Consider the following 18,961-nt stretch of genomic DNA (forward strand, 5'->3'; position numbering starts at 1 on the left):
CCGATTGGCAATTCTCATCGCCATCTCTCCATAAATAGGCGGAAATGCAAGATGACCGATCGGTGGCAAGCGTTGCAGGCCGAGTGGTTCGAGGCGTCGGAGCACGGCCGACTCGCGGACGTCCGGCGCCTCCTCAAGGACGGGGTCCACATCGAGGCCCGCGACGCGCATGGCCGCACGGCCCTGATGCTCGCCGCCAAGGGGCGACAGCTCGGGGTCGTCCACGCCCTTCTCGCCCACCGCGCCAGGACTGACGCTCGGGATTCGATGGGGTGGACGGCCCAGACGTACGCCGTCAATCGGCCCTCGCCGCATTTCTCCGCCGAAAACCCCTGGAAATCGACGGTAGGGCCGTCTCGCGAGATCTTCGACATCCTCCGCGACGCCGGCGGCAAGTTCGGCCTGCGCGAGGCCGTCCTCCTCGGCGACGTCCGGCTGATCAGGTCACTCTGCCATGACGGTGCCGACCCCAGCGGCAACGCACGCTGGTATTATCATGACACGCACTTGATGGTCGCCACCGACGTCGGCGAGATCGACTCCGTCCGCGCCTTGCTCGAGCTCGGCGCGGACATCGAGGGCGAGGACGACCTCGGCGACCGGGCGATGATGAGGGCGGCGACCGCCGGGCGGGTCGACCTCGCGACGCTGCTGCTCGACCGCGGAGCCGACCTCGACAAGCCGAACTGGGCCTGGGTCACGCCCCTCTCGATGGCGGCCCTGGAGGGGCAGCCAGGCGTCGTCGAGCTATTCCTCCGACGAGGTGCGCGGCGCGACCTGCTCGACGCGATCGCCTGCGACGACATCCCGCTCCTCCGCTCGATCCTCGAGAATCCTAGCGTCCGGAACGGGATCCCCGACTACCCCGACCGCAGCCACCACGCCCCCTTCGGTCGCCCGGCCATGTACGCGGCCCGGCGGGGCAATGCCGAGGCCGTCGACCTCCTACTGCGTCACGGCGCCGAGCCTGACGCAGCAGGGCATGAGAATGAATCACCGATGGCCGTCGCCGCCTTCCACGGTCATGCGGCCGTCGTGCGAGTGTTGCTCTCCGCCGGGGCCCGAGTCGACGCCGTCGGCCGCGGCAATTTAACCGCCCTGGATTGGGCCATCCGAGGCGGCCACGAGGAAGTCATCCGCCTCCTACAGCCGCCTTCGGGCTGACTCCGCGACGAGCGACGTCCAAGCACGCGAATGCGTTTTCACTCTTGCATATGCTGGAGCAATGGCCTCAACGCCACTTCCTTTTCTTCGGCTTCAGGCTCGGTCTCGGCTTCAGTTTCGGCGTCGGCTTCGACCGGCGGTTGCGCTCGGCGAGCGTTTGCAGGTAAGCGATGGCGGCGTCCATCGTCTCGTCGCTCGCGTCCCGATCGGGGACGATGCACGGGTACATCCGGACCGTGGACAGATCCAGGTCGGGTTCGGATTCGACGGCCCTGATGAGTGCCTTGGCCTCGGCGCTGTGGTAGCAGAGGGAGTTGAGGTCGTCCTTGGCGATCGACCGGCGCAACGAGCGGAAGAGGGCCCTGGCGCGGTTGAAGGCGGGGAGGGACATGAGGGGGACGTCGGGCTCGATCCGGCCGTCTCGATGGGCACGGATGACGGTCGTCGGGAAGTTGACGTCGTGTCGCTTGAAGACCTCGCGGCCGAAGGCGAGCGATGAGATCGACTCGACCTCATGGATCAGGTCGGGGTCGAAACCCCGTCCGGCCATGTCTTCCTCGAGGTCGACGACCGAGTCGAACCTGGCATAATCCTGGGCGAACTCCCGGATGGTCCGCTCCAGCTCGGCCCGGCGAGCGACCTCCGCCGAATCCCTCGGAAATGCAAACACGGCAAAACGCGTGAGGTATCCGAACTCGGGTGCTTCCACTCCGGCCGGCCAGTCGGCCTCGACGTGGGAGACGTCGTGCCCGTCGATCTCCAGGTGCCTGCGCCAGCCGTTTTCCCCGTCCCCCATCACGGTGGCCTTCGCCAGGTGGACGAGCCTCGGCGCGGCGGATTCGGCGGCGAAGCGGAACCAGGGCTTCGAGTCGTCGATGGCCGTGACGGTCTCCTCGTCCTCGATCCCGTGGAAGAACCCCGGCCCGACGTACGCCCGCAGCCCAGGGAGCCCGTAATCTCCCTCGACATACCCCGCTTCGGCATCCCCGCCGGGCACCCCGGCCTTGCAGGTCATGCAGACCGGCCTGTCGTCGATGAACGAACGGATCGGCCCGCCGACCCCGACCACCCACGCCAGGGCGACCTGCCCGAGCGCCTCCTCGAGGTCGTCCCCATTCCCCGCGTGGCAGGCGTCGAGCACCTCGTCCTCGTGCTCGTGCAGGGTCGCGAGGACGTGGGCATGCACCACCCCTTCGCTGTCCGCGCCTTCCACCTCATAAATCTCGACCCGCAGCGTCACCCGGCCGTCGAAGATCTGAAGCGCACCCTCCTCGAGCTTCGTCCACCCGCCGAGGTCCCCACCGTGCTCGACGAGGCACTCCTCGAGCAACTCCAGCAGCCGCTGCGATTGAGATTCGGATTCCGACATATTTCACCACACCCTTCGATCGCTTCGATTCCGATCATCCCCGCCGCCGAGCCTGACAATCCCTCGAAGCGTCCACTCCGGCCTCTCCGGACGACCGCCGACCGCGGTACGGGCGGCACAGGCCCCCTCTTCCCGACGCCCCGGGCTCCATCCCCGACGCGATGCCTGGCTCGGGCCTGGTCCATCTTACGCCATTCCGCGTCGAATTCCTCCCGCTCCAGCCGGAGCAGCGTCGCCTGCGCGATCGCCGGACCATCTTCGAACGCCCCTTCGGAAGATGAGGCCGGGGGGCCTCGACTTCGACCACGCCCCCCCGGCCGGCGCCGCTCAGATGACGGCGACCATCTTGCCGCCGGCCTGGTTCGACTCCATCAGGCGGTGGGCCTCGCGGATCTCCTCGAACCGGAAGACGCGCGAGGGCTTCGCCTTGTAGCGCCCGGCCGCGACGTGGTCGACGACCTCCTGGAGCGGGACGTCCGTCAGCGGAAAGCCCGGCGTGCCGAAGACGAACGAGCCGAAGAAGCTGAAGTGGACCCCGCTGGGCATCTGCAGCAAGGGGTTGAAGTCGGGCACCGGCGCGAGCCCGCCGAGGAACCCGGCCAGGCAGACGCGGCCCCCCGCCTCGGCAGCGCGAGCGAGTCGAGGAGCGTGCGGTTGCCCACGAGGTCGAGCACGGCGTCGACCTCTTTCCGCTCGGCCAGGCGGCCCGAGAGGTCCGGGCCCTCCAGCTCGACCCGGCTCGCGCCCAGGCCCTCGAGCATCGCGAACCGCTCGCGGCTCCGCGTCGTGGCGATGACCTTCAGCCCGGCATTCGCCGCGATGTTGAGCGCGGCCTGCCCCAGGGACGAGGTCGCCCCGCGGATCACCAGCGTCTGCCCCTCGGCGATCTCCAGGTTCCGATGCAAGGTCGTCCAGGCCGTCGCGTACGACTCCGGGAGCGCGGCGAGGTCGGCCCAGGGCAGGTCGGTCTCGATCGCCAGGACGTTGCCGGCGAGCGCCCTGGTATATTCGGCATAGCTGCCGTCGATCGTCCTGCCGAGCCCTCCCATCAGGGCCGCGACCTTGCTCCCGACCGCGAATTCGCCCCCCGGGCAGGACTTCACGACGCCGACGCACTCGATCCCGCTGACCCTCGCCGCCTCGGCCCATTCCCCCTTGCGCATGTGCATCTCGGCGTGGTTGATGCCGAACGCCTTCACCTCGATGACGACGTGCCCCGCCTTCGGCTCCGGCTCGGGCATCTCCTCGATCACCAGGCTGTCGAGCCCGCCGAACTTCTGGATGACGATCGCCCGCATGACTCTTCCTCCTTCGACGAAGTTGCCGACCACCTACGCGCCCGTTTGGGGACGGCACCGCACCGATCCGCCTCGGACACGCCGTAACCTCACCAATCGCATTCGCGAGGTTACAGAAAGCCGCATAACTCGTCAACTTCTTTCCGGGCGGTTATGATCCTTTTGCCGGGGTCGTCCGACGACCGGATGACGCCCGACGCTGGAGAGGTGGACCGCACGATGCCCGACAACCGGCCCCCGGCGATGTTCCTGGCCGACTCGACCGGCCTCGACTTCCTGAACACGATCGCGACCCCGGCCGACCTTCCGGTGGAGTGGCTCGCGAATGGCGACGACCTGCTCGCCTGGCTCGAGCAGGCGCGGCTCGTCCCGCCGGAGGCCGCCTCGACGCTCCGGACCGGCTCCTTCCCCGGCGAGCTCGACGCCATCGCGTCCCAGGCCAGGTCCTTGCGCGAGTGGTTCCGCGGCTTCGTCAAGGCTCGCAAGGGGCGTCCGCTCCCCCCCGAGGCCCTGGCGGACCTCGCCCCGATCTCCCGGATCCTGGAGCGCGACGAGTCGTTCGAGACGATCGTCATGAGCCCCGATCGTCCCTCGGGTTTCGCGAGGGAGCGTCGTCGTCGCTGGCGGAGCCCCGACGCGCTCCTGATCCCGATCGCCGAGGCCCTCGCCGACCTCGTCTGCTCGGCCGATTTCTCCCTGGTCAAGTCCTGCGAAGGGCCCGCCTGCACCCTCCTGTTCCTCGACACCACCCAGGCTCGCGCCCGCCGCTGGTGCAGCATGGCCATCTGCGGCAACCGCGCCAAGCAGGCCGCACACCGCGAACGCTCCCGCAAAACCGGCCAGGAATCATAACCTCAGCAATTCATCTCATTCGGTTACTTCGCGGCCGATCGGGTGGATTCCGAGGCCCCTCCGCCGTATCCGAAGGGGGACACCTCTTTTGATGGGATAGAAACGCGGCGCCGCGCATGGGCTTCAAGGGCTGGCGGGAGGCCTGCGGGCGAGGCGCATTGCGGTGAAGTGGGCCAGGACGCCGACGAGGGTGGGGATGACCAGGAGGGGTAAGCCGATCAGCACGATGCCATACGCGGTGTAAATCACCATATTGGCAGGCTCGCTAAGATTCAGGGCGATCCGGGTCACGTCCGGGCCTAGGGACACGAGGCCTTCGTGGACCAACGTGCTCAACCATTCGAAGAATCTGTGAAAAGGCCCCCTCACGCCGCTGTAGAGCAGCAGGACCAATGAGCCCGAGGCCAGGAAACCCAGCCAGAAAGGGCGCCGAGGCCCCCGGCGCGGGAAGGCCAGAAGGGCCGCGATCTGGAGGCAGGGGACGAGGGACAGTGCGCCCAGATCGTACGGCAATTCCGAGCGTCGATAGGTGATCCGCAACAGCCCGAAATCCAGGGCGAGGATCGCCGTCACGATCATGAGCTGGGCGATGGAAATCCGAGATCGTTCCATTCTCGGGGCACCCCTGGTTAAGGCCGACCGATGCGCCGCGAGCCGGGCGGGGGCCGAGGCCCACAAGACATCCCGAACTCCCGGCATCAAGGCACGAACATCTCTCCGAAATACGTCTCGGCCCGGACGAAGTGTGAATGCATTCCGAAAATCCAGGGGCCGGTTTGTGAGGCCTTCGCCTCGCCGAGGGGCGTTGAAGATGGGACACAACGGGGTCGCCGCTTATCGCCGCTCGATGATGATCCGATATTTCGCGAGAAACCGGCCCGCGAGGGAGGCAACGAGCAGGACGGGCGTCGTGTAGCAGACGATGACGATGGAGATCAATAAGGCGACCTTCGTGGCCCCGTCGCCGGGGAGTATCCGCTCCAGGGGAATGACTGGTCCGAAGAATGTCTCCATGCAAGCCGCGCTCAGGAGGGCGTAGATCGCCACCATGATCCAGCCGACGGCGTGGAAACCGATCCAGAAGAATCTGGTGGGATTCGACCGGCCGAGCCTCGGCGCCGAGAGGATCAGGAGGTCGATCATGGGGAGCGTGACGACGGCCAGGCCAAGAATCGGACCACTCGAATTCCAGAAGGCCCGGACGATCCCGAAGTTGATGGCGAGGAGGGAGACGATCGCCATCATCAGACCGATCGTCAAGCGAGGGACGCGGGCCATCGGGTGATCCACCATCTTTCCGGGTGTAGAGCCTTGCGGACAGGCCCGAGCCGACTCGTCCGCCGGTCGGGGTCATCGGTTGATTCGGTGAGTACGTTACGCCGATCGGCACGGCCGATCAACCCGGGGCCGTCGCCGCCGCATAGCCGAGAGCCCGACACGTCGTGTGCATCCGGTGGACCCCATGCACCGAGCAAATTCCGAGATGCGTGTCGTCGGCGGGGAGCGAGACCGACGGTCTGACCACTCCGTCGGTCCCATTCGCGAGGGCCCGGCGGAGGGGGACCGCGCGCGGCTCATCGGGGCCGAGGCGGGGGATCAATCGACGGGCCCCGGCACCGAGCCTCCCCCTCGCCATCGCGCGGAGCGATGGCGGACGGCGCCGATCGCATCGACGAGCGTCTTGGCGACCACGAGCACGCTGGGCGGCACCGCCGGCGCCGCGTAGCGCTCCCAGGCGAACGGGATCCAGACGACCACCAGGGCCACGCTGATCCACCACCAGAGGCAGACGACGGTATTGTGCGAGAACCGCCTCAGGCCGTCGACCGACTGCCAGGCCGCGGCGAGGACGACCGCGAGGAACGCCTCGGGCCGGATCCCGACGAGCTTGGCCACGGCCAGGAGCCGGTCCGCCCCCGGGTCGAGCCAGATATGCTTCCCGAGGAAGGCGACCTGGAGTTGGGCCGTCCTGCGATGCTCTTCCATCAGCGCGAAGAGCCCGGACCGGAGGTCCGGGTAGAGCGCCGGGTTGCTCCCCACGAAGACCGCCGCGGCGACGAGACCTCCGATCCCGAGGCCCACCGCCGGGGCCCTCGCCGATCGACCGGCGGGTCCGATGGCCCGGACGACCAGGCGGAGCCAGACGACGCCCGCCAGGGCGGCGACCACCAGCGCGTTCATCTTCGACCCGCACGCGAGGGCGAGGGCCAGCCCCGTCGCGATCCCGAGCCCCGTCGTCGCCGCCCGCGAGCGCCCGGGACCGCCGAAGGCCGGCCGGAGTGTCGCCAGCAGCAGCCGTACGGCCACGATCGAGAAGAAGAGCGCGATGATGTCGACCAGGGTGCGCGCGTAGGCCAGGATGATGATCGGGTGGCTCGCGAACGCCAGCGAGGCGATCGCCCCGGTCGCCCGACCCGAGCAGGCCCGGCCGATCGAGGCGACCCCCAGCGCGGAGCCGAACCCCAGCAGGATCACCAGGGCCCGGCCGATATAGAGTTCGGTCGGGCGGATAGGTCGGTAGGTCGCCAGCCGCACGGACCGCTCGACGCCAGGCGTCATCCGGTCCACCACCGCCTGTCGCTTTGCCCGGTCCTCGCCCTCGCCCCACTCCCAGAACGTCAGGTAGTACGACCCGAGGGCGTCGAGCGTCTTCACCCGGATCCCCCCCGCGTAGAGCGCGGCCCCGATGAGGTACTTGCCCATCGGCGGGTTCTCGCGGGCCGGCAGCAGCCGCCAGTCGGGGTGGTCAAGCTCGCCGCGGACGACGGCCAGGTCGAAGTAGTAAGCCGACCCGATCCAGTAGACCTCGTCGACGTGCGGCCGTTCGTCGCCGAAGGAGAGCAGGCCGAGGCCCCCGACGATCGCCAGCAGTGCCAGCGTCGTCGCCGCCCGGACGGCCCGCCGCCACCTCTCACCTCGCCGATCATCCATGGCCCCCTCCGCCGATCGACATCGGGTGACGGCCCCCGTCCCCGCCGAATATCCCAGTTCTAACGGTTTCGGTCTTTCGTCACAACGGGGCGGCTCGCCTGCACGGCCTGCGATGGATCGGATGAGAAGGGGCGGGTCCGGACGGAAGTGACCCTATCTCGGCAAGACTTCCCAGGCGTCGAGTAGGAGTTCGGCGATCCGACTCGCCGCAGGGGTGCGGGGTCGATCCGGTACGGCCGCGCGATCCACGCCAATGCCGCATGAGCACGTCCCGCGCATGGGTCATGCATCAAACTTCAGCACGATGCATTGTGTGTATTTATTCATAATATGAAAGATCTTCCGATTGGGAACACCCGAGGGATAGTCCGCCAGGATCCGGGTCGGACGCTTGGCGCTGGGATCGGCCGTGTGGTCGTAGGCCACGAAGCGGTGGAGATCCTCACCCGGAGAGGTCCTGAGCCGGCCTGCAGCCACTCTTTTTATTAAGACGATTTAATTTTCGTATGTATCCATAAAATTCCCCTTCTGTCGGGGGCGTGATGAATTCCCTTGCATCCGAGCGGCCCGACGGGAACGATCGTAGCGATCGACGCCTTGTTTGATCCGGAGGCGCCGATTTTCGAGCCGATGACGAGGCCGCGAGTCCCGCGTCCGGCCCGGATCGAGAGCGAGCGAGCGAAGGGGTCTCCTCAACGTCTCGCCGAATTCCTCGATCGACGATCGGGCCGGGATTCGGGCCCGACGCTGCCCGTCCGCGACGCCTATCGGTTTGACCGGCAACTCTCCCTGATCCGACTCTCCAGCTCCCGGAGGCCACGATGAGCACCCTGGCTGCCCCTGATCGGTCGGTTGCAACATCCTCGCGTTCGGATTCCTCGCTGAATCTGATCGGCGGGACCTGGGTCGAGGGACGCGGGGCCGCGAGCCGCGACATCTACAATCCGGCGGACTCGGCCGAGATGGTGGCGCCGGTGCGCGAGGCCTCGCCGGAGCAGGTGGACGAGGCCTGCGCCGCCGCGGCAAGGGCCTTCCCGGGCTGGCGCGCGACGCCGGCGCCGGATCGGGCGCACGTCCTGTTCAAGTTCCGGGAGTTGCTGGAGAAGAACTTCTCGGACATCGCACGCAGCATCGTCCGCGAGAACGGCAAGCTGCTGGGAGAGGCGCGAGGCTCGCTGCGGCGCGGGCTCGACGTGGTCGACTTCGCCTGCGGCATCCCCTCCCAGATGATGGGGCAGGCCCTCTCCGACGTTTCCAGGGATGTCGACTGCCTCACCCTCCGCGAGCCGTTGGGCGTGGTGGTCGGGATCCCGCCGTTCAATTTCCCGGCCCTGATCCCGCTGTGGATGATGTCGGTCGCGGTCGCCTGCGGGAACACGTTCCTCCTCAAGCCCGCCGAGAAGGCGCCTCTCACCGGCACTCGCCTCGTGGAGATGTTCGCCGAGGCCGGCCTGCCGGAGGGGGTCGTCGGCGTCGTGCAGGGGAGCAAGGACGTCAGCGAACGGCTCATCGCCAGCCCGCACGTCCGGGCGATTTCCTTCGTCGGCACGTCCGCCGTGGCGGAGTCCGTCTACGGCTTCGCGGCGGCCCACGGCAAGCGGATCCAGGCGCACGGCGGGGCGAAGAACCACCTGCTCATCCTGCCCGATGCCGACCTCGCGCGAATCCTGCCCGACCTGATCGGCTCGTGCTTCGGGTCCGCCGGACAGCGCTGCCTCGCCGGGAGCGTGCTGGTGGTCGCCGGCGATCGGGGGCGGCAGGACGCCGTCGTCGATGCCTTCATCCGCTCCGCGAGCGAACTCAAGCCGGGAGACGGCCTGGACGAAACCGCGACGCTCCCTCCCGTGGTGAACCCGGTTCAAGAAAAGCGGCTCCGGGCCGCCATCGAGCGGGGCGTGGCGGAAGGCGCCCGACTCCGCCTCGACGGCCGCTCCCAGGCCGTGCCCGACAGGCCGAGGGGATGCTTCCTGGGGCCGACTATCTTCGACGAAGTGACGCCGGATATGTTCATCGGCCGCGAGGAGATCTTCGGCCCGGTGGTGAGCGTGATGCGCGCCCCGGACCTGGACGCGGCGATCACGCTGGCGAACCGCAGCCGCTACGGCAACACGGCCTGCGTCTTCACGGAATCGGGGGCCTCGGCCCGCACCTTCCGCGAACGCGTCCAGGCCGGGATGCTCGGCATCAACGTCGGCGTGCCGGCCCCGATGGGCTTCTTCCCGTTCGGCGGCTGGAAGGATTCGATCTATGGTTATCACAACACGCAGGGGGCCGACGCCGTCTCCTTCTACACGCGGAAGAAAGTGATCACGGAACGCTGGTTCGGTTCCGAGGCCCCCGCGGATGGCTGGATCTGATGTCGTCGGCGATCCGGGTCGTCGAGCCATTCACTCGACGGCCTCCTCCTCCTCCTCGGGCACGATCGGCCTGACTTTCAGGACATGCCCGCCCTCGTAGCTGATGCGGACGTTATAGAAGAGGGTCAGCCCGGGTTCGACCCGGAACGCGGGGGGCACGACCAGCACGACGAACTTTTCATCGGGGACGTCGCGGAGGATCTCCTTGAGTTGACCGACCGTGAGCATCGGCGGACGTGCTGCTGCGCTATCCATCGGCCCCTCCCGGCGCTGGAGTGCGGATTCTGCTAATGATCGAACAGAATTCAACATTCGTTTGAATGAGCATCATTTCGAAAATAAAAGTTTGTCGGATCGTGCGGTCGGGCGAAACGGATGGGGTCGATTTTATCGAGGTCCGGCGGGTCGTCGAGGTGAAACCGGGCATCGCACCGTGGCATTATCGCTGGGGAGCGTGCGACCCCAGCCGCATATCCCACCAGGAGCACAGGCTTTTCGATCATCAAGGTCGAATGATGTGTCCGATGCCGGGAATCTTCGATGGGTGTGGGGGATGTCCGAGATCGTCCGCCTCGATCTTGAGGGGATGGGATCCAGGCGATCGCGAATGGCCGGGGCCGATTGCATTTTGCCTCTTGTCGCTGCGCGACCCCGATTGTTCCAATCGCGGCTACCCAGAACCTTGCCTCGGCCGGGCTTTGCCGACATGCTCTCATCGTTCCCGCGCCCCTGGAGATGTGCGGGAAAAACGCGGAAGGCCCCTCGGTTCGGCCGGGGATGGCGCGGATGACCTCTTGTCGCTGCGCGACCCAGGTTGTGCCAACCTGGGATACCCTTAAATATGATGAACCAGAATCTATTCTGGGACAATCACTCGGGGTCGGCAGGAACCGAGAACCGGCCGAGGTTTGGGGACGGCCGCTCGCGGTGGTTGAGGATCGCGAAGCGGCCGAGGTCCAGGAGAGGGACGGCTCGGAGGGGAAGGTCACTTGCCCTCGGGCCAGCGGCGGGTGGCCTCGAGGGGTTCGCCGGTCTCGAGGAGGCTCTTGAGGCTCGCGAGGATCGCGGGCCAGCCGTTGGTGACGGCCTGGATCAGCTTCGATTCGGGGCGGGGCATCTCGTGGATGAGGGTCAGCTTGACGGCGTCGCCCTGGGGCTCGAGCTCGTAGGTCAACTGCGAGTGGCCCTCGAGGTGGAGTTCGGGGCGGAACTCGTTGCGCCACGAGAGGACGAGGCGGCGCGGAGGGTCGATGGAGACGACCTCGCCGCTGTCTGCGACGCGGCCGTCGGGGATCATCGCCTTCCACGAGGCGCCGGGCGTCCAGGCGCAGTCCTGCCAGGTCTCGCACCAGTAGCGTCGCGTGAACTCGGGGTCGATCAGGGCCTGCCAGAGCTTCTCCGGCGTCGTCCGAATGTAGGTCACATATACGAATCGCGACTCAGCCATCGTCCTGTCCCTCCAGCTTCGCCTTCAGGTCCGCGAGGGCTTGCAGCCGCCCCCGCTCGAACTTGCCGATCCAGCGCTCGGAGATCTCGTGGATCGGCACCGGGTTGAGGTAGTGCAGCTTCTCCCGGCCCTTCCAGACCACCACCACGAGGTTCGCCGCCTCCAGGACCGCCAGGTGCTTCGTCACCGCCTGCCTCGAGATCGCCAGGTGCTCGCAGAGCTGACCCAGCGTCTGGCCGTTCTCGGCGCGCAGGCGGTCCAGCAAGAGCCGCCGGCCGGCGTCCGCCAGCGCCTTGAATACCCTGTCCATGTCCTCGTCCATACGCCCTATTATGCAACTTAAAGGTTGCATGTCAAGCGGGCGAGGCGGGGGGGGTAATCTGGAAACGTATCGAGATGCGGTAACGCGTTGACCCCGCCCCGGCTAGCGATCGACGCCCTTTAAGCGAGCGGCACCGATATTGCATGAGATCTTGCGGCCCGCACGGGCGGGTGATCCGGCCTTGGCGAGCAAGGCCTGGTCGTGGTCTCATGAGCGGAGTCGCCCGTCCGGTATGGGATTCGAGCGGAGAGGATGCGCGACGACCCCGCCATTCGGCCCAGGGATCCCGACGAGGGCGAGCCCGACGGCCCCCGCCCGGGTCTTTCGCGAGCGAGAAAGGCCGGTTTTCCCCCGGGTCGGCCCGTCGTCGAGCCTCCCCGAGGCGGTGGATCTCTCCGGGTGGGACTGCCGTCGGGTCGTCCGAAATGTGAGAGAGTCAGTCCGAGCTTCGAGAATCAGGCAGGCAAGGGAATTAGTCAGGCGAGCCGAAGACCGACCGACCGATTTCGCCCCGAGACGGCCCCGCGTGCAACGCCGCAAGCGAGGCTCCCGCAATGTTTTCCGCTTTCCATAGTGACGGACCCGGATAATCGATGATCCAAGAGCTGAAGCCCGCGAAGCCCGGCCGGAGGCTGGGCGCCGAGTTGTACGTCGGCAGTGTCATCATCCTGTCCGTCTTCGTGGCGAGCGGGATCATCTCCTACCTCAACACGACCACGCTCCGATATAACGCGGAGCAGGTCCGCCACACCCACGAGGTCATCACCGCGCTCCACGAGCTGCTCTCGATGGTGAAGGACACCGAGACCGGCCAGCGCGGGTTCGTGCTGACCGGCGACGAGCGCTACCTCGAGCCGCACGCGACCGCCGTCATGCGGATCGAGGATCTCCTGCGCAGGGTCGAGTCCATCACGCAGGACAACACCCCGCAGATCATCCGGCTCGGCTCGCTGCGGAACCGGATCAATATCAAGCTCGCGGAGTTGCAGCAGACGATCGACCTCCGCCGGACCAGGGGGTTCGAGGCCGCCAGGGAGGTCGTCGCCAGCCACCGGGGCAAGGAGGCGATGGACGCCATCCGGTCCTCCGTCGAGGAGATGCAGCGCGAGGAGCAGAGGCTCCGCGACGTCCGGATCGGCGAGATGGACACGGCCTATCGGGTGGCCGTCAGCACCATCGTCCTGACGGGGGCCATCGGGGTCACGCTCATCTGCGCGGTCATCCTCCTCCTGCGGCGGGCGATGCTTGCCAGGCAGCGGCAGGACTGGCTCCAGTCGGCGCAGATCGGCCTGAGCAAGGTCATGGTCGGAGAGCTCCGGGTCGACCAGCTGGCCGAGCGCGTGCTCAAGTTCCTGGCCGAGTACCTCGACGCCAGGGCCGGGGTCTTCTTCCTCGGCCGGGGCCGTTTCAAGAGGGTGGCGACTTACGGCATCCCCGGCGACGGCGAGACCCCCGAGGGCTTCGAGCCTGGGGACGGCCTGCTCGGGCAGGCGGCGAAGGACGGGCGCACCTTCACCGTCCGCAACGTCCCCGACGGCTACCTGACCGTCGGCTCGGCCCTCGGCAAGGGGAAGCCCAGGAACCTCATCATCGTCCCCACGATGGAAGACGGCCACGTCAACGGCGTGCTCGAGCTCGGGTTCATGCACAAGCTCGACGGCCGCTACGAGGAGCTGCTCGGCATGATCTCCGAGTCGGTCGGCCTCGCCGTCCGCTCGGCCAACTACCGGGCCCACGTCCAGAACCTCCTGGAAGAGACCCAGCGCCAGGCCGAGGAGCTGCAGACCCAGGGGGAGGAACTCCGCGTCTCCAACGAGGAGCTCGAAGAACAGGGGCGCGCCTTACGCGAATCACAAACCCGCCTGGAAATGCAACAGGTCGAAGTTGAGCAAGCAAATGCTCAACTTGAGGAACAGACGCAGATCCTCGAGACCCAGCGCGACGAGGCGAGCCGCGCCCGCCAGGCGCTTCAAGTCAAGGCGAGGGAACTCGAGCAGGCGAGCCGGTACAAGTCCGACTTCCTCGCCAACATGTCGCACGAGCTGCGCACGCCGCTGAACTCGTCCCTGATCCTGGCCAAGCTCTTGGCGGACAACCAGCAGGGGAACCTCAGCGACGAGCAGGTCCAGTACGCCGAGACGATCCGGGCCGCCGGCAACGACCTCCTCGCGCTCATCAACGACATCCTGGACCTCTCCAAGATCGAGGCGGGGCACATGGAGGTCCGCTCGGAGATGGTCGGGCTCGCGACCGTCCTCGACGAGCTGGGGCGGATCTTCCGCCCGGTGGCCGAGCCGAAGCGGCTCGCGCTCAAGCTCTCGCTGGCGCCGGGGTGCCCCGACATCATCGAGACCGACCGCCAGCGGCTCGAGCAGGTGCTCAAGAACCTGCTCTCGAACGCCCTGAAGTTCACCGAGGCCGGCGAGGTCGGGCTCGAGATCGGGCCCGAGCCGGGCCAGGCGAACCGCGTCCGGTTCGTCGTCAGGGACACGGGCATCGGCATCCCCGAGCACCAGCAGAAGGTCATCTTCCAGGCCTTCCGCCAGGCCGACGGCACGACCAACCGCAAGTACGGCGGCACCGGCCTGGGGCTCTCGATCGCCAGGGAGCTGACCCGGATCCTCGGCGGCGACATCCAGCTCGCGAGCGAGCCCGGCAAGGGGAGCGTCTTCACCGTCACCCTGCCCAAGGTCTACGACCCGTCGCTGGTCGAGGCCCCCGCCAGGCCGGGCGAGGAGGAGGCGACATCCCCGGCGAATTTCACGCCCGCCCGCAACCCGAACGTCAGGCGCGACCCGCCGCACATCAGCGAGATGCCGACCGTCCGGGAGCTCGAGTCGAGCCAGGGCAACGGCTCCAGGGCAATCTACAAGCGGATCCCCGACGACCGCGAGAGCCTGACCGGGAGCCAGCGGGTGATCCTCGTCGTCGAGGACGATGAGCGATTCGCGAGGGTCATCTACGACCTCGCCAGGGAGAACGGCTTCCAGTGCCTGATCGCGTCGACGGCCGAGGAGGCCCTGGTCGTCGCCGCCCAGCACAGGCCGAGCGCCGTGGTCCTCGACGTCGGCCTGCCCGACCACTCTGGGCTCTCCGTGCTCGACCGGCTCAAGCAGGACTCGAGGACCCGGCACATCCCCGTCCACGTCGTCTCGGGGCACGATTACGCCCAGACGGCCCTCGCCCTCGGCGCGGTCGGGTACCTGATGAAGCCCGTGCAGCGCGAGGAGCTGGCGGCGGCCTTCGCGCAGCTCGAGGCCAAGCTCGACCAGCGGCTGCGGCGGGTCCTGATCGTCGAGGACGACCCGGTGCAGCTCGACAGCCTCCGCAAGTTGCTAGGGGCCCATGACGTGGAGACGGTCGGGGCCCCGAGCGCGGGGGAGTGCCTCCGGCTCTTGAAGGAGACGACCTTCGACTGCATGGTGCTCGACCTCTCCCTGCCGGACGCCTCGGGCTATTCGCTCCTGGAGACGCTCAGCAGCGAGGACACGTACTCGTTCCCGCCGGTGATCGTGTACACGGGGCGGGAACTCTCCCTGGACGACGAGCACCAGCTCCGGAAATACTCGAAGTCGATCATCATCAAGGGGGCGAAGTCCCCCGAGCGCCTGCTCGACGAGGTGACCCTCTTCCTGCATCAGGTCGTCTCTGAGCTCCCCCCCGAGCAGCAGAAGATGCTCGCGAAGGCCAAGAGCCGGGACGCCGCGCTCGAGGGGCGCCGGATCCTGGTGGTCGAGGACGACGTCCGCAACGTCTTCGCCCTCACGAGCATCCTCGAGCCGAGGGGGGCGAAGGTCCAGATCGCCAGGAACGGCATCGAGGCGCTCGACGCCCTCGAGCGCTCGCAGGAAGGCCCCGCGCACGCCATCGACCTCGTCCTGATGGACGTGATGATGCCCGAGATGGACGGCCTGACCGCGACCCGGGAGATCCGCAAGCATGCGAAGTGGAAGAAGCTGCCGATCATCGCCCTGACGGCCAAGGCGATGAAGAACGACCAGGAAGACTGCCTCTCCGCCGGGGCCAACGACTATCTCGCCAAGCCCCTCGACGTGGAGAAGCTCCTCTCACTCGTCCGGGTCTGGATGCCACGTTCATGAAGAAGGATCACCCCATCGCGCTCAAGACCGACGACATCGAGCTGAGGCTCCTGCTCGACTCGATCTATCGGCAGTACCACTACGACTTCCGCGGCTACTCCATGGCCTCCCTGAAGCGGCGCTTGACGCAGGGGAGGGAGCACTTCGGCTGCCGGACCTTCTCCCAGCTCCAGGACCGCGTCCTCCACGAGCCGACCGTCCTGCCCGAGCTGCTCTCGTACCTGACCGTCCAGGTCAGCGAGCTCTTCCGCGACCCCGCCTACTTCAGGGCGATCCGCGAGCAGGTCGTCCCCCACCTGCGGACCTACCCCTCGCTCAAGATCTGGGTCGCCGGCTGCAGCGCGGGGGAGGAGGTCTACTCGCTGGCGATCCTCCTGCGCGAGGAGGGGCTCGAGTCCAGGGCCCTGATCTACGGGACCGACATCGAGCCCTCGGCGCTCAGGAAGGCCGAGGCCGGGGTCTACAGCCTTGACCGGATCCCCCTCTTCACCGAGAATCACCGACGGTCGGGGGGGAAGTCGTCCCTCTCGGATTATTATACGGCGGCCTATGGCGCGGCGGTCTTCGACAAGAGCCTGCGGAGCCGGGTCGTCTTCTCCGACCACAGCCTGGTGAGCGACGCGGTCTTCGCCGAGGTGCACCTGGTCTCGTGCCGGAATGTGCTGATCTACTTCGACCGCGAGCTCCAGGACCGGGCCATCGGCCTGTTCAAGGACTCGCTCACCCGGAAGGGATTCCTGGGGCTTGGGGCGAAGGAGAACCTGCGGTTCTCGCTCCACTCCGACGCGTTCTCGGAATTCGCGAGAGATGAACGGATTTATCAGAAGCGAGGTGGCGTATGACGCCCACTCGCGTTGAGCCGGAGGCGGTGGTCGTGGGCGCGTCGTCGGGGGCCGTCGAGGCCCTCTCGGCCCTGCTGCCGGCGCTGCCCGCCGACTACCCGCTCCCCCTGATCGTGGTCGTCCACGTCCCGCCGCACCGGTCGAGCCTCCTCTCGGAGCTCTTCCGGTCCAAGTGCCGGGTCCCGGTCCGCGAGGCCGAGGACAAGGAGCCGATCGAGCCGGGCACGGTCTACTTCGCCCCGCCCGACTATCACGTCCTGGTCGAGCTCGACGGCCGGCTCTCGCTCTCGAGCGACGAGCTCGTCGCCTTCAGCAGGCCCTCGATCGACGTCCTCTTCGAGACCGCGGCCGACGCGTACGGCCCGTCCCTGATCGGCGTCGTCCTCACGGGGGCCAACGCCGACGGGGCGAACGGCCTGCGGGCGGTCCTCGACGCGGGGGTCGCCATCGTCCAGGATCCGGCCGACGCCCAGTCGTCCGAGATGCCCAGGGCGGCGCTCGGGGCCTGCCCCGAGGCCCGGGCGCTGGGCCTCGAGCAGATCGCGGCCTACCTCATGGAGGTCGTCAAAACCTCATGATCACCAAGCCCGCCAACCCCGTCTACTTCCTGCTCGTCGACGACCTGGAGAGCAACCTCATCGCCCTCGAGGGGCTCCTCCGCCGCGACGGCCTCATCCTGCTCAGGGCCAGGTCGGGCGCCGATGCGCTCGAGCTGCTCCTGAAGTATGAGGTGGCCCTCGCCCTCGTCGACGTCCAGATGCCCGGCATGGACGGCTTCGAGCTCGCCGAGCTGATGCGGGGCTTCGAGCGCACCAGGCGCGTCCCCATCATCTTCCTCACCGCCGGCAGCGCCGACCGCCAGCGCCGCTTCCGCGGGTATGAGGCCGGGGCCGTCGACTTCCTGCACAAGCCCCTCGAGCCCGAGATCCTCCGCAGCAAGGCCGACGTCTTCTTCGAGCTCTATCGCCAGCGCGACGAGCTCAGGGTCGCGACCGAGGAGAACGCCCGGCTCCTGAAGGAGAGCCGCCGGCACGCCGCCGCGCTCGAGGAGGCGAACCTCCGCAAGGACGAGTTCCTAGCGATGCTCGCGCACGAGCTGCGCAACCCCCTGGCCGCGATCAGCAACGCCGCGCAGGTCTCGAAGCTCGCCACCGAGGCCGAGCACCTCGCCTGGGCCTCGCAGGTGATCGAGGGGCAGGTCAAGAACCTCTCCCGGCTCATCGACGACCTCCTGGACGTCTCCCGGATCACGCGCGGCCGGATCGAGCTGAAGAGGGAAGTTATCGACGTCAGGCCGGTCGTCGAGAACGCGATCGCCTCGGTCATGCTCCTCATCAAGGCGCGAGAGCACGAACTCTCCGTCAGATATGATCACGACGATGCGCTCGTCGACGTGGATCCGACCCGGCTCGAGCAGATCGTCGCCAACCTCCTGAACAACGCGGCGAAGTATTCCGAGGACCGAGGCCGGATCGACCTGACGACGGCGGTCGAGGGCCGCGAGCTGGTCATCACGGTCAAGGACACGGGCCTGGGCATGGCCCCCGATCAGCTCCAACAGATGTTCGAGCTCTTCGTGCAGGGCAATCGCTCGGTGGCCCGCTCCGAGGGGGGCCTGGGCATCGGCCTGACGATCGTCCGCCGCCTCGCCGAGATGCACGGCGGCACCGTCACGGCCGACAGCGAGGGCCTCGGCCACGGCAGCACCTTCCGGCTCCGCCTCCCGCTGGCGAAGGCCCCGGCCCGCGCCGAGGGATCGTCCTCCCCCGCACCGAGCCCGCTTTCCGCGAGCGTCGACCCGAACAAGGGCCGGATCCTCGTCGTCGACGACAACGCCGACACCGCCAAGGGCCTGGCCCGCCTCCTGAGCTTCCTCGGCCACGAGGTCCGAAGCGCCCACGACGGGGATGAGGCCATCGCCATCGTCGACGACTTCAACCCTCACTTCGTCCTGATGGACATCGGCCTCCCAGGCAAGGACGGCTACGAGGTGGTGACGACGATGAAGGAGCTGGACTGCTGCAAGGAGTCCGTCTTCGTCGCGATCACCGGCTACGGCCAGGACACCGACGTCAAGCGCTCCCGCGAGGCCGGCTTCGACCACCACCTCGTCAAGCCCGTCAACCACCAGGCCCTGATGGCCATCCTCTCCGGCTGACCCCCGGAGACCCTCCGCCGGACATCGGCCCCAGCCAGGACGATCGGCCGGCCCCCCGGCCGAGCCGTCGACCGCCGTCACAACACCATATCCTCATATTCAAGGGTAGCCCCGATTGGAA

Annotated in this window: 14 protein-coding genes and 1 pseudogene; 7 read left to right on the top strand and 8 right to left on the bottom strand. The window is 67.6% G+C overall.

Annotated features, from left to right (window positions below):
• Positions 1 to 51 precede the first annotated feature (51 nt).
• The gene (locus ACOYYX_RS06520) at positions 52 to 1,164 is read left to right on the top strand and encodes an ankyrin repeat domain-containing protein (protein ID WP_422929122.1); all 1,113 of its coding nucleotides are present in this window, start codon (positions 52 to 54) and stop codon (positions 1,162 to 1,164) included.
• 67 nt (positions 1,165 to 1,231) lie between these two features.
• Here the strand turns inward: ACOYYX_RS06520 and ACOYYX_RS06525 are convergent, their stop codons facing one another.
• Complete coding sequence (locus tag ACOYYX_RS06525) at positions 1,232 to 2,533, bottom strand: hypothetical protein (RefSeq protein ID WP_422929123.1); 1,302 nt, start codon at positions 2,531 to 2,533, stop codon at positions 1,232 to 1,234.
• A gap of 327 nt (positions 2,534 to 2,860) precedes the next feature.
• Positions 2,861 to 3,831, bottom strand: a pseudogene (locus ACOYYX_RS06530) (zinc-binding dehydrogenase).
• A gap of 219 nt (positions 3,832 to 4,050) precedes the next feature.
• Here ACOYYX_RS06530 and ACOYYX_RS06535 point away from each other — a divergent pair.
• Positions 4,051 to 4,683, top strand: a complete 633-nt coding sequence (locus ACOYYX_RS06535; RefSeq protein ID WP_422929124.1) for a CGNR zinc finger domain-containing protein — start codon at positions 4,051 to 4,053, stop codon at positions 4,681 to 4,683.
• A 123-nt stretch (positions 4,684 to 4,806) separates the two neighbouring features.
• Here ACOYYX_RS06535 and ACOYYX_RS06540 read toward each other — a convergent pair whose 3' ends face one another.
• From ACOYYX_RS06540 to ACOYYX_RS06550, 3 genes are all read right to left on the bottom strand, one after another.
• Positions 4,807 to 5,295 (bottom strand): hypothetical protein, encoded by a 489-nt coding sequence (locus ACOYYX_RS06540; protein ID WP_422929125.1) that lies wholly within the window; start codon positions 5,293 to 5,295, stop codon positions 4,807 to 4,809.
• Between the two features lie 222 nt (positions 5,296 to 5,517).
• Positions 5,518 to 5,961 carry a hypothetical protein gene (locus ACOYYX_RS06545; protein ID WP_422929126.1) on the bottom strand — a complete coding sequence of 148 codons (444 nt, stop codon included), beginning with the start codon at positions 5,959 to 5,961 and terminating at the stop codon, positions 5,518 to 5,520.
• A 318-nt stretch (positions 5,962 to 6,279) separates the two neighbouring features.
• Positions 6,280 to 7,614: a phospholipid carrier-dependent glycosyltransferase gene (locus ACOYYX_RS06550; RefSeq protein WP_422929127.1), complete on the bottom strand. Its 1,335-nt coding sequence runs from the start codon at positions 7,612 to 7,614 to the stop codon at positions 6,280 to 6,282.
• An 821-nt stretch (positions 7,615 to 8,435) separates the two neighbouring features.
• On the opposite strand from ACOYYX_RS06550, the gene ACOYYX_RS06555 reads away from it, so the two are divergent.
• Positions 8,436 to 9,971 carry a CoA-acylating methylmalonate-semialdehyde dehydrogenase gene (locus ACOYYX_RS06555; RefSeq protein WP_422929128.1) on the top strand — a complete coding sequence of 512 codons (1,536 nt, stop codon included), beginning with the start codon at positions 8,436 to 8,438 and terminating at the stop codon, positions 9,969 to 9,971.
• A 30-nt stretch (positions 9,972 to 10,001) separates the two neighbouring features.
• Here the strand turns inward: ACOYYX_RS06555 and ACOYYX_RS06560 are convergent, their stop codons facing one another.
• The 3 genes from ACOYYX_RS06560 to ACOYYX_RS06570 form a co-directional block, all read right to left on the bottom strand.
• Positions 10,002 to 10,226: a hypothetical protein gene (locus ACOYYX_RS06560; RefSeq protein ID WP_422929129.1), complete on the bottom strand. Its 225-nt coding sequence runs from the start codon at positions 10,224 to 10,226 to the stop codon at positions 10,002 to 10,004.
• 730 nt (positions 10,227 to 10,956) lie between these two features.
• Positions 10,957 to 11,418 carry an SRPBCC family protein gene (locus ACOYYX_RS06565; protein ID WP_422929130.1) on the bottom strand — a complete coding sequence of 154 codons (462 nt, stop codon included), beginning with the start codon at positions 11,416 to 11,418 and terminating at the stop codon, positions 10,957 to 10,959.
• On the bottom strand, positions 11,411 to 11,728 hold the full coding sequence (locus ACOYYX_RS06570) for an ArsR/SmtB family transcription factor (protein WP_422929131.1): 318 nt from the start codon (positions 11,726 to 11,728) through the stop codon (positions 11,411 to 11,413). Before ACOYYX_RS06570 ends, ACOYYX_RS06565 begins: the two co-directional genes overlap by 8 nt.
• 605 nt (positions 11,729 to 12,333) lie before the next feature.
• On the opposite strand from ACOYYX_RS06570, the gene ACOYYX_RS06575 reads away from it, so the two are divergent.
• From ACOYYX_RS06575 to ACOYYX_RS06590, 4 genes are read left to right on the top strand one after another with little or no spacing between them, the layout of a single operon-like run.
• Complete coding sequence (locus tag ACOYYX_RS06575; RefSeq protein WP_422929132.1) at positions 12,334 to 15,840, top strand: response regulator; 3,507 nt, start codon at positions 12,334 to 12,336, stop codon at positions 15,838 to 15,840.
• Complete coding sequence (locus ACOYYX_RS06580) at positions 15,837 to 16,682, top strand: CheR family methyltransferase (protein ID WP_422929133.1); 846 nt, start codon at positions 15,837 to 15,839, stop codon at positions 16,680 to 16,682. The genes ACOYYX_RS06575 and ACOYYX_RS06580 overlap by 4 nt, the downstream gene beginning before the upstream one ends.
• Positions 16,679 to 17,260, top strand: a complete 582-nt coding sequence (locus ACOYYX_RS06585) for a chemotaxis protein CheB (protein ID WP_422929134.1) — start codon at positions 16,679 to 16,681, stop codon at positions 17,258 to 17,260. The genes ACOYYX_RS06580 and ACOYYX_RS06585 overlap by 4 nt, the downstream gene beginning before the upstream one ends.
• Positions 17,257 to 18,840 (top strand): response regulator, encoded by a 1,584-nt coding sequence (locus ACOYYX_RS06590; protein WP_422929135.1) that lies wholly within the window; start codon positions 17,257 to 17,259, stop codon positions 18,838 to 18,840. The genes ACOYYX_RS06585 and ACOYYX_RS06590 overlap by 4 nt, the downstream gene beginning before the upstream one ends.
• Positions 18,841 to 18,961: the final 121 nt, after the last annotated feature.

Source organism: Singulisphaera chitinilytica (assembly GCF_049331405.1).
Taxonomy (GTDB): Bacteria; Planctomycetota; Planctomycetia; order Isosphaerales; family Isosphaeraceae; genus PoT.